7 protein-coding genes are annotated in these 11,228 nt (G+C 46.8%); all 7 read right to left on the bottom strand.

All coding sequences use genetic code 11. The features are described 5' to 3' along the window. Nucleotide 1: 1 nt before the first annotated feature. From BK026_RS18735 to BK026_RS18705, 7 genes are read right to left on the bottom strand one after another with little or no spacing between them, the layout of a single operon-like run. Nucleotides 2-643, bottom strand: a complete 642-nt coding sequence (locus tag BK026_RS18735) for an isochorismatase family protein (RefSeq protein WP_071817291.1) — start codon at nt 641-643, stop codon at nt 2-4. A gap of 1 nt (nt 644) precedes the next feature. Further along, nucleotides 645-2,510: a hydantoinase B/oxoprolinase family protein gene (locus tag BK026_RS18730; protein WP_071817290.1), complete on the bottom strand. Its 1,866-nt coding sequence runs from the start codon at nt 2,508-2,510 to the stop codon at nt 645-647. Nucleotides 2,511-2,518: 8 nt separating this feature from the next. Then, on the bottom strand, nt 2,519-4,588 hold the full coding sequence (locus tag BK026_RS18725) for a hydantoinase/oxoprolinase family protein (protein WP_071817289.1): 2,070 nt from the start codon (nt 4,586-4,588) through the stop codon (nt 2,519-2,521). A 2-nt stretch (nt 4,589-4,590) separates the two neighbouring features. Then, nucleotides 4,591-5,505 carry a hydroxymethylglutaryl-CoA lyase gene (locus BK026_RS18720; RefSeq protein ID WP_071817288.1) on the bottom strand — a complete coding sequence of 305 codons (915 nt, stop codon included), beginning with the start codon at nt 5,503-5,505 and terminating at the stop codon, nt 4,591-4,593. Then, nucleotides 5,505-6,704, bottom strand: coding sequence for a CaiB/BaiF CoA-transferase family protein (locus BK026_RS18715; RefSeq protein ID WP_071817287.1), 1,200 nt, complete (start codon nt 6,702-6,704; stop codon nt 5,505-5,507). Before BK026_RS18715 ends, BK026_RS18720 begins: the two co-directional genes overlap by 1 nt. Before the next feature lie 39 nt (nt 6,705-6,743). Further along, entirely contained in the window at nt 6,744-9,320 is a 2,577-nt protein-coding gene (locus tag BK026_RS18710; protein WP_071817783.1) for a TonB-dependent receptor, read from the bottom strand. Between the two features lie 14 nt (nt 9,321-9,334). Then, the gene (locus BK026_RS18705; RefSeq protein ID WP_071817286.1) at nt 9,335-11,215 is read right to left on the bottom strand and encodes a sigma 54-interacting transcriptional regulator; all 1,881 of its coding nucleotides are present in this window, start codon (nt 11,213-11,215) and stop codon (nt 9,335-9,337) included. Nucleotides 11,216-11,228: the final 13 nt, after the last annotated feature.

The following is an 11,228-nucleotide window of genomic DNA, read 5'->3' as shown; positions in this document are numbered from 1 at the left end:
TTTACTCAGCTCCTGCTTTTTGTGGTTTAGCAACAGAATGTGCTTTGAAGTAGTCTGCTACGTGGTGAAAGCTCACTACTTTTGCGTATTTGGCGTGCATATCGTGAAGGTTTGCGGCGTGTGCATCAGCATTTCTATCACCGCATGCTTGCTCGACTACCCACACCGGGTAGTTGTAAGACAGTCCATCTACAACAGTGGCCCTAACACATCCGCTGGTTGTAAGGCCGCACACCATCAAGCTGTCTATGCGTTGCTTAAGAAGTTGCTCTTGCAGTGCGGTGTTGAAAAATGCACTCGGTGCTGTTTTTTCTATTATCGTGGCCTTACTGCTTACGGTTAAGCGCGGATCTATCGACACCCACTCACTACCGCGCTGCAAAACATCCAGTGAAGGTAAGTGCGTTCTAAACACCGACTGCTGCTGAGGCGAGTCATATACTACGGTAGAAAAAAAGACGGGAAGGTCTTTGGCGTAGAAATGGTCTATTAATTTCGCAGCAGCATGTATTTGTGAACTAAAGTGGCCCCCTAAGGGGCTTTCAGGAGACACAAAACCCACGCTCATATCAACCACTATAAGCGCTGGACGTTGACCGAACTCAACGCCCTGGGTATGCAAATCACTCGTGGTTAACTGCATGTTACTGCCTCACAGGATGAAAAGATGGAGACACAGGTGCAGGTAACCCTGTTTCTTCAAGCGCCCGCGCCTTTATCTCCTCAATTGAACCACCTCTGTCAAATAATGGTAATTCACCACGGCTTTCTCTTAGCTCTGAACGAAGTGCTGCTGTGGCAGACTCATCAACCAAACCATTTTGGATAACCACGCCGTAGCGGCGAGCCCCACTTTCAGTGACAAGCCCTTTTTCGACATCCTCGGCTACCGCACTCGGGTCTCGTTCTAATGGGTCCCCCCAGCCGCCACCGCCCCAGGTGTCGAAATACAGTAAATCACCGGCCTTAACGGTAATGCCTTCACATTTAGCAGGCAGTATTTCAACGCTGCCATCGGCGCGCACCAAACGCTTTGTTGAACGTTTACCGGGCAAGCCACCGTTTACGCCCCACGGATAGGTAAGCCACCTGTCATCGTGTATAGCAATAGCACCATCACACAAGAATCGATAACCTACTGACAAACCGTTCCCGCCCCTGTGCAAACCTGCACCGCCAGAATCAGGAATGGTTTCGTATGTCTCTACGCGCAGCGGGAAGTAGGCCTCAATAAATTCGTTTGGCACATTGGTAAAACCGGGCCAAAGCGAATGCCCATCAGGTCCATCTCCAACGGGTCTTCCAGGGATCCCACCAAAACCAATTTGAAACAGCTGGAACCACTCTCCGTTGGCGTCATACCCTGAATAGAATAAGTGTGGAGAGTCTGAGAACCCTGCAGCATTCATTGCTTCTGGTGCACCTTGTCCAAGTAACCCGCCCATTACGTCGAAAATACGTCCTAGCGCATGCGTTCTTCCCGACAACGCAGCAGGATAATTCGGTTTTAATAGGCTTCCTTGAGGAATTCTAACGTCTACTAAATCGTAAAAACCGTCATTGAAGAGAATTTGCGGATCTACCAAGTTGATCGTGAAAGAGCCAAAAAACATTTTGAACATGTCTTCATTGAGGTAGAAGTTAATTGAACTTTTTGCCTGCGGATCGGTGCCATCGAAATCGAAGATAGCTTTTCCGTTTTCACGCCACATTTTACAGCGAATTTTGTAAGGCCCCATTCCTACGCCATCATCACACAGGTAATCTTCAAACACCCGTGGCTCTTCTGGCACTATCATATTGATGATGGCCTGCATTGCCGTATGGTTGCGCTCTAGCATAATTTCCATGGTGGAATAGAATGTGTCGTCGCCAAATCGCTCTGCAATTTCCTGACACCGTTTAGCGGCAGTTTTACACGCTGCAACCAAGGCATTTAAATCGAAGCGATTCCATTGAGGTGTGCGTACATTGTGTAAGATTAGTTCGAGTATATCCTCCTGCAGTACGCCTTTTTTGTATAACTTAGTTGGCGGTATACGTATCCCTTCTTGGAAAATAGTTTCCGCTTTAATGGGAATGGAACCAGGCACCATGCCGCCATTATCTGACATATGTCCAAACATGGCTGACCACGCAATGTGTCTTCCGTCTTTGAAAATAGGCACTAATACTATCCAGTCTGGTAAGTGAGACACCGCCGCGTTTGTCATATATGGATCGTTAGTGAGTATGATGTCACCTTCCTCTAACTCACCATCGAAGGCACTTAAAAAGCCATGAATAAACGAGCCAAACTGACCAACAACCATTTTGCCGTCTTTGTTGGCAATCATGGGAAAACAGTCGCCTTGCTCGCGGATACCTGGGCTCATTGCCGTTCTAAATAATACGGCGTCCATTTCTTCACGCGCGTTACGCAGCGCATTTTCAATGATGTCAACCGTTACCGTATCCACCTCTACTCGGGCAAGAGGAGCTGTGTTCGATTGTTTTATTTTATTATTCATAAATCCTCCTAGTTACCCGTGCTTTGTGGGTTGATAAGCAAATTACCGATATCATCAATGCTGGCGATATAGCCGGGCAAAATGACGGTGGTAGAATCCATTTCACTGATTATGGCAGGGCCTGAAACGGCAAGTTGTGCATGAAGCTTACTGCGCTCGTATATAGCAGCTTTGTGATACTCACCTTCGTAGTAAATCTCGCTATCTGCTATTTTACTGTCTTCCAGTGTATACCGGCTGTCTACTGGCGGAGGTGAAGGTAACGCTGTACTTTTAGCGGTTGCAATTGCGCGTACCATAACGATTTCATGTCCGTCATCAAGCGCGAAAGTAAACAACTGCGTATGCTCGGCATCGAAATGCTGTTTAAGTAATTCAAGCCCTTGGTTGTGCAGGTCATCCTGACTAAAGGGAACACAAAGCTGGAAAGCTTGACCGGTGTAACGCACATCCGCTTCAAACGTAATGTGCTGATCCTCTTTAGCAATGCCGTCTGCCATGAGTGTTGAAGACGCTTTTTCCGCTAAGCTAGCTAAAACGTCTTTGAAATTATCTTCGGTTAAATTATCAATTAGCGACACCAAGGTTTGAGACGCTTCGTCTCTTACCTGCGTCGTTGCATCGCCATAGGCGCACAGCACTCCGGGCCCTGGTGGAATAATAGCTGGCCACGCTTGGGTTAAAATACCCAGTGCATTAGCATGCAAAGGTCCCGCACCGCCAAACCCAACTAGCGCAAAGTCTCTTGGGTCAAACCCCTGCTCCACCGACACTAAGCGCAGTGCCCCAAACATCGCTTCATTGGCGATTTTTATAATTCCTTCAGCGGCTTCTTCTACCGATATTTCCATTGCATCTGCCACTTTTTTAACCGCGGCAACCGCTGCATCTTTATTAATAGCCATTTTGCCGCCAAGCTGAACGTCGGAAGGTAAGTAACCTAGCACGACATTGGCGTCACATACTGTTGGCTCCTCTCCCCCTTTCATATAAGCAGCGGGGCCAGGCTTCGCTCCAGCAGATTCGGGCCCCACACGCAATGCTTTGGTCAACTCAGGTACAAAGGCAATCGAACCACCTCCTGCGCCAACAGTGCGAACATCTACAGAAGGTGCACGTACCGTCACGTCGCCTACTCGGGTTTCCCTGCGCACTCTTGCCGTGGAGTTTTGGATAAGCGCAACGTCGGTTGAAGTGCCGCCCATATCAAAAGTTAGAATATTGTGGTAACCGCCCTGCTTACAGAAGTGAATTGCGCCTGCCACGCCGCCAGCAGGTCCTGACATCAACAAATTAACCGGGCTTTCTGCCGCCGAACGCGCTGATGCGAGTCCACCGTCAGATCGCAGAATAGACAAGTGAGTATCTTCCCCCATTCTCTCGGTAAGTGCGGCGTAAAGATTATCAACATACTTCGCAACTTCGGGGCGAACATAGCTGTTCACCACTGTTGTTTCTGTTCTTTCATACTCTTGTAGCTCAGGCACAACATCAGAAGAAATTGAAATAGGCATATCGGGAAAGATATCTTGCGCAAGCGTTCTTGCTGCACGCTCATTTTCGCCATTAACGTAAGCGTTGATAAACGAAATCGTTAGCGCAGTGAAGCCTCCTTTCGCTTTAAGTGCAAGTAACTGCTCTTTAAGCTGCTGAGTGTCAAGTGGCTGCACAACTTCACCATCAGCCCCCATCCGCTCGCTCGCTTCTACTGTAAGCTCAAGGGGCGCAAGCAAGGGCTTTTTCACATAGCTCACCCAACCACCCAATCCACCGGGGCAAAATGAGCGGGCAACTTGTAGTACTTGTTTGTAGCCTTTGGTCGTGACTAACGCAACTTTTGCACCTTTACCGGTTAGTACTGCATTTGTTGCCACTGTCGTCCCGTGCATAACGCGCGCAATATTGGTCACATCAACGCCCGATTCTTCACAAATTCTGGCGATGCCATTAAGTACGCCAACAGATGAGTCGTGCGGTGTCGATGGCACCTTGGCAGTAAATGTCTCCCCAGATGCCTCGTTAATCAATAACAGGTCAGTGAAGGTTCCCCCCACGTCCACGCCTAATCGATAACTCATTTCTATCCCCTTTTCTGTTCTTGTTGTTCTAACCAGGTTTTAGCGTGACCACCTCGTGCTGTACCTGTTAATGCTATCGCCAGATTGGCCGCCTCTAGTAAAGCGCCCATTGTTATTCCAGTATCAAACCCCATTTGCTCAACCATAAGCACAACGTCTTCAGTGGCAACATTGCCGGTTGCGCCAGGTGCAAAAGGGCATCCTCCTAGCCCTGCTATCGATGCGTCAAATTGGCGAATACCGGCTTCTATCGCGGCATAAACATTGGCTACGCCCATTGCGCGAGTGTCGTGAAAATGGCAAGAAAGCTTATTGGCGCCAAACTCACTGACTAATGTTTGCATCAAGGTAAATACTGCATCAGGAGATGCGGCACCAATAGTATCGGCAATCACAATGTGCGATGCACCAGCGTTAAGCAGCGCTTCACTTACCTTAAGTACACTGTCACTATTTACTGGCCCTTCAAACGGGCACTCCCATGCCGTTGCAACATATGCCTGTACGTTTCGCTGAAATTGCACCGCAGACGTCAGAACGTCAGATGACATTGACAGTGCTTGCGCTGTGTTCATTCGAATGTTCTTTTCGTTCATGGTTGAGCTTGCTGCAACAACTAAAGACATTAAAGGAACATCTAGCTCTACACCCATTTGAAAGCCTCGCTCATTCGGGATAAGTACCGAATAAGCCACGCTGTCGTTGCGAGATAAGCGACGCATTATCTCGTCGGTACCAGCCATTGCGGGAACCGCTTTAGGTGATACAAATGCCCCAACTTCAATAGCGGGAAGCCCCGCGTTAACAAGCGCATTTATGAGTGATAACCGCTCTTCAACAGAGAGGTGTTTTTTCTGGTTTTGCAAACCATCTCTTGGCCCCACGTCATTAATAATGATTTTGTCTTTCGTCGACATTAGCGCACCACCTTCAAATCATAGAGGCGTTGCAGTGTATCCGGCGACAAGCCCACTAAATTTGTTAATACGTCTTGGGTATGTTCACCAATATTAGGTGCAGGAGTAAACGCTTCTGCTGTTGTGCGAGAAAACTTAATAGGATTGCCAGGCCCTTTCGTTTTATTGCCTTCACCAGACGTCAGTTCAACCACCATATTTCGGTGCTTCACTTGTTCATCACTTAACGCTTGAGAGAACGTATTAACTGGTGCACAAGGAATGCGCGCCGCTTCTAATCGCGTTAACCAATATTCCGAGGTTTGTGCTTGAAGCGCGGTATTTAACGTCTCGTCAATCATGTCTTTTTTGGCCCATCGTCCGGGCTGGGTATCAAACTCGGGTACGTCAAACGCTTCAATGTTTACAACGGTTTTTAAGTTTTGCCAAAAATTGTCAGTGATTACCGCAATGACAATAAATCCGTCAGCGGTTTTGTAAGTGTTGTAGGGCACGTGCACAAAATGTGAATTACCAATGGGAAACGGATCCTTATTTGATAAAAAGTACATCGTTGCCATATAGTTAAGTAACGAAATTTGGCAATCAAGCATCGATATATCCACATCTTGCCCCATCCCACTTTTCTGACGTTCAATAATGGCGGCTTGAATCCCCATGACAGCAAACATGCCGCCTCCGAGGTCGCCGATTGGTATTCCGGCTCGCACCGGATGTTCAGGATCAGTTCCAGTAATTGACATGCCTCCACCAGTGGCTTGGGCTACTTGATCAAACGCTGGGCGTTTGAAGTTGGGGCCATTACTGCCAAACCCGGTTATTGAGCAGGTGATAATTTTGGGGTTCACCTTACTTAAATGCGCGTAATCAATTTTTAAACGCGACGGTACGCCGGCGCCAAAGTTGTTTACAACTACATCAGCCTTTTCAACGAGTTCATAAAAAACCTGTAACCCTTCATCGGATTTAAGGTCAATGCACACACTTTTTTTGTTGCGATTCAGGGTAATGAAATAGGCACCCATACCGTCCAAAGAATTGTCTGGGTCGGTGGCTAGCAACTTTCTGGTCCCCTCGCCTTGCAGCGGCTCCACTTTAATTGTCTCAGCGCCTAAATCGGCTAAGATCATTCCACAGTATGGACCAGACAGCATATGGGTAAGGTCAATCACTGTGATACCTGATAATGGTTTATTCATACAAACTTCCTAAATGCAAAGTACAATTAATTCAGCAACTTAAAAGTTCAACGTGAAATCAATACCGTAAGCACGTAGCGCAGACGGGTGTATAAACGAGCCACCAAATTCAGGGGCTGGAATAACTTCTTGAAGATACTGCTCGTCAGTTAAGTTTTTGCCCCACAGCGCTACACTCCACATCTCTGCAGCTAAGGTAATTCGTGCATTGACCGTGCTGTAAGCGTCACGTTTGGCGTTACTGAAATCTTGCGAATGAGGGCCAGGAGGAACACCGCCACCCAAGGTGCCAAAGAAATCCCAAATAGTGGGGGTCTGTTCACCCTGTAAAGTATGGAAATGCGTTTCACCAACATACTGATAATCAATGCGAGTCGAAAGCATTAGCGTATTGGTTACTTCTGTGTCGTAAGATACGCCCAACGTATACGATACGTCTGGCGTTTGTGGTGCTTCATTGCCCTCAGATAATGGGCGATGCTTATTCTCTACAATCTCACTATCGATAAACCCTGCGCCACCAAATAAGCGAAGGCTGTCCGTTACACGATAGTCAACGTCCAATTCAACGCCAGATATTTCTAGTTCATCAATGGTTGTTACTGCACGAAGTAAACCGAACGGACCAGCAAAAAATTCAAAAAACTGGTTATCTTCAACTTTGGTGTGAAAAACAGCTGCATTGAGTTTTAAACGGTTGTCCAAGAAGACGCCTTTACTTCCAAACTCTAGGCTTGTGGTCACTTCTTTGTCATAGTTGTCAGGCACTAAAAGCTCTGCGTTAACGGCATCGCCGGGCGTACCTGCACCGCTTGCATTGAACCAGAAGTCCAAGGTTGCTTCGGTTCCGATAGAGTTAAACCCACCGCTTCGAAAACCTACACCATAGCTGGCATAAAGGTTCACTGCCTCTGAAGCTTCATAGCTTAACGTAAGTTTCGGCTGCCATTGACTGAAGCTTTGCTCTCTGTCTGGAACCCCGTTAGGGTTTGCGTTAAAGGCTGGATTGATTGGCCCAACTACGCCGTTAACGATGGTATTTACGTTGAAACCAGACGCTGAAACATTGGGCACGTTATTAGATACTTCACGAGCTTCATTATCGTATCTAAGTGCAAAGGAAATTTCCCAATCAGGTGTAATGTCATACTCTAGCTGCCCAAAACCAGATAAAACCGTGGTCGAAAACGTGTCGTTAAACAACAAATCGGTAGGGTTTGGCCCATCGGCGGGCACATATGCTTGACGCAAGAACCCTTGGCCTAGGTCAGCCCCGTACGCAACAACCACATCGCGTTCGATATCCGCGATGTAAACACCTGCAATCCACTGCAGCGGAGCATCAGTATCGTTTGATGTAAACCTCAGTTCGCCGCTGTAGTCTCTTTGACTGCGCTCTTGAAATTGATAACCATCACAAGAGGTAGCGGTATACGGGCCGTAAACGCCCTGAAAGTCCTGTCCTGGGGGAAGTACAACGAATGGTGACAAGAAGTCACCGAATAAGTCACTTCGACCTGCACCACCAAAATCGGTAGGTAAGTTGTTAAGGGTTGCTCTATCAGCTTGACACTGCGCGGTAACCTCGTAACCGTAAAACGACGCGCTTGTGCCATCTGAAAGTAAATACTCTTCTAGATTATTGTAAGCAACAACACCGGTGACATCGAAAGCGTCGCCTTTCCAGTCCACTTTCAGTGACAGCTCGGTAGTTTCTTGTTCGTTTTCACCCGGAACATTGAATGCAAATATGAAATCATGATCATTTACATCAGCAAAAAATGCCTGTTGACCAAAATCTTCTACAAAACTGGGTAAAGCGAACACTGCGTTAAAGTTTATTGCGCCGCCACTCACTTCACTATATGAGCCACGAAAATCGTAAGTGATATCATCGGTTGCTTCCCAAATAAGGCGGGTTTTGACCGACGTATCTTCAAGGAAATCTACGACGTCATCTCGGTTCAAAAAAACATTTTCGTAAAATCCATCGGTAGTAGAGTGAGAGACCACTACCCGCCCAAATACATTGTCAGCCAATGGGCCTGTAAGCATACCCGAGTAACGCTGCGTATTGTTATTACCAATACCACCTTCTATTCTTGCCTCAACAATGTCGGAAGGCTTTTCAGTTGTTACTAATATGGCACCTGCTACTGCATTACGGCCGTATAAAGCCCCTTGCGGACCTTTGAGAACCTCAATTTGGGCTATATCAGTTAAGCTTTCGTTAAAACTATTAGGGTTAGTTTGAAGAACACCATCCACCACATACGCAAAAGTAGATTCAGCATCGCGAGTAGAAATAATGCCGCGAATATTGACCTGTGTATCGCCCACATTAGCAGAATCTACAATACTCACGTTCGGTATCAAGCTAACGAAGTCAGCCGAACGCTCTACACCAGCGGCTTCCAACTCTCGCGCCGATAGCGCGGTAACGGCAATAGGCACTTCTTGGATACTTTCGGGTCGTTTCCTAGAAATACTGATGATTTCCACCATCTCTGTATCAGCTTGCGCCTCTTGTTGACCAAACGCCGTCGCTGATACGCCTCCTGTTGCTAAAGCCAGCGATACCTGTAGTGCCACGTAACTGTTTTTCGTGGTGTGCATGTTGCCTCCGAACACTAATTATTGTTGTGATTCATCGTTTTTAGCCTTCGCCATAATGTGGTTGGGCTAATTCCTAAGTCCTGAGCTGCTTTACGTTTATCACCTTGCCAGCGAGCTAACGCTGCTAAGATGAGCTCTTCTTCTTTTGTTTTTATTATTCCTTTATGTGCCGGCGCAGCATGTTTATAGCCACAGAGTTCAGGGGCAATTTGCGGCAAGGCTGGCGTTAGGCGTTCGATATCACTGACGGTATGAAGATAAGCAACAACGCGCTCAAGTACGTTTTCAAGTTCACGAATATTTCCGGGCCACTCGTGTGCTAAAAACGCGTGTTCTAGACGAGGCAGAATGGCCTCACAAGGTATGTTCAGCTGATAGCGAGATACCAATTCGGTAAGTTTATATTTAGCAATGTGTAAAATGTCATCGGGGCGAGCACGTAACGGGGGGATCGCAATATTAAAAACGTTCAAACGGTAATAAAGGTCTTCTCTGAATTCACCACTAATCACCATATCTGAAAGCGATCTGTTAGAGGCTGCTATAAGTTTTAAATCAACGTTTTTTTCTTGATTACCGCCTAAAGGGCGATAACTTCTCTCTTGTAAAAACCGAAGTAATTTGGCCTGCTGATCAAGGGCAAGTTCACTAATCTCGTCTAGAAATAGTGCTCCGTTTTCAGCCTCTTCAATGAGTCCTTTACGCCCGCCACGCTTTGAACCTGTATACGCACCATCTTGGTGACCAAATAGCTCGCCTTCAAAGAGTTCTGAAGGGATTGCACTGCAGTTTAGCGCGACAAATTTACCTTTGGCATAAGGTCCTCTTTGATATATTTGTCGTGCCACCAGCTCTTTACCTGTGCCAGATTCTCCAAAGAGCAAAACATTACTTGGTGAAGCAGAGAAGGCCGTTACTTGCTGAAGTACTGCATCGATTTCTTTAGATTTAAATACCAGTTTATGACGCGGTGACACGGTGGGGGCAGAAGTACTTTTACGTAATTTTTTTCGATAAAGCTGATAAACAAATTTACTCGCATTATCGTCGGTTAACGTATCAAGGTGATACCACCACTCTTCGCCGTTAATTTCGCACTCACCGTCACTTTCGCGCTTACCGCCGCTTGGATGAATAAGCGCATCTAAATCAACTTCTGCTTGTGCACTTAAGTTCAAATGTTCTTTAGCCGCATTATTAAGTGTTAATGCATCATCACTTTCATCAACCATGATAATTGGCGTTTGAGACTTAGTACGTAGCCATGAAACCAACGCACTTTCTTTTGCTCTTAACCGCACCTGCTGGGCTTGGTATATCGCCTCTTTGATAGTTGCTCGACATGACCTTTCCGAATAAATAAGAAAAGAAGGAAGCCCTTTGCTATTTGCAAGGCCACACGCGAGGCTGGCGCCTACCACCGCCACATCTGCAGATTGACTGGCAATGTGGAACTGCTCTCTGGCTTGGTCTGGCGTAAGATAGATATGTTCGGTCACGCTTACACCAAGGTGAGCGCCTGCGAACGCAGCGGCACACGACGCTGAGGCAAATGAAATAAGATGAATATGCCTGGAGACCCTTGATGCTTTCTCTAAAGCGGCGAAGATATCCCACTCTGTTGTACGCATTGCAACAACAGGAATAGACAATGCCGATTGTAAGTACCGCGCATTTGAGCCTGCACTTACAACGACATCAGGTGAAAATTCGCTGATGTGCTGCTGTATTTCTTGAGTATTTCCAACAATAGAGTCAACGATTTTGAACTGCGCTTGTGCAAAGTACTCTGGCAAAATACTCGCGACCAGCTGGCTGAACTCATTGTAGCCAACGATCAAAATTCGCAGTTGAGGTTGTTCTAGCTTCACAGTATTCACGTCATTGTTTTTCATCGCATTTCTCCAA

The organism is Alteromonas sp. V450 (genome assembly GCF_001885075.1).
In the GTDB taxonomy this organism is placed as follows: domain Bacteria; phylum Pseudomonadota; class Gammaproteobacteria; order Enterobacterales; family Alteromonadaceae; genus Alteromonas.
Note: the sequence above shows the minus strand (reverse complement) of the source record. Positions and strands in the feature narration are given on the sequence as shown.

Coding starts and splice junctions, on each gene's coding strand:
- BK026_RS18730 (WP_071817290.1), bottom strand. CDS start 2,510: ATGAATAATAAAATAAAACAATCGAACACAGCTCCTCTTGCCCGAGTA.
- BK026_RS18725 (WP_071817289.1), bottom strand. CDS start 4,588: ATGAGTTATCGATTAGGCGTGGACGTGGGGGGAACCTTCACTGACCTG.
- BK026_RS18705 (WP_071817286.1), bottom strand. CDS start 11,215: ATGAAAAACAATGACGTGAATACTGTGAAGCTAGAACAACCTCAACTG.
- BK026_RS18735 (WP_071817291.1), bottom strand. CDS start 643: ATGCAGTTAACCACGAGTGATTTGCATACCCAGGGCGTTGAGTTCGGT.
- BK026_RS18715 (WP_071817287.1), bottom strand. CDS start 6,704: ATGAATAAACCATTATCAGGTATCACAGTGATTGACCTTACCCATATG.
- BK026_RS18720 (WP_071817288.1), bottom strand. CDS start 5,505: ATGTCGACGAAAGACAAAATCATTATTAATGACGTGGGGCCAAGAGAT.
- BK026_RS18710 (WP_071817783.1), bottom strand. CDS start 9,320: ATGCACACCACGAAAAACAGTTACGTGGCACTACAGGTATCGCTGGCT.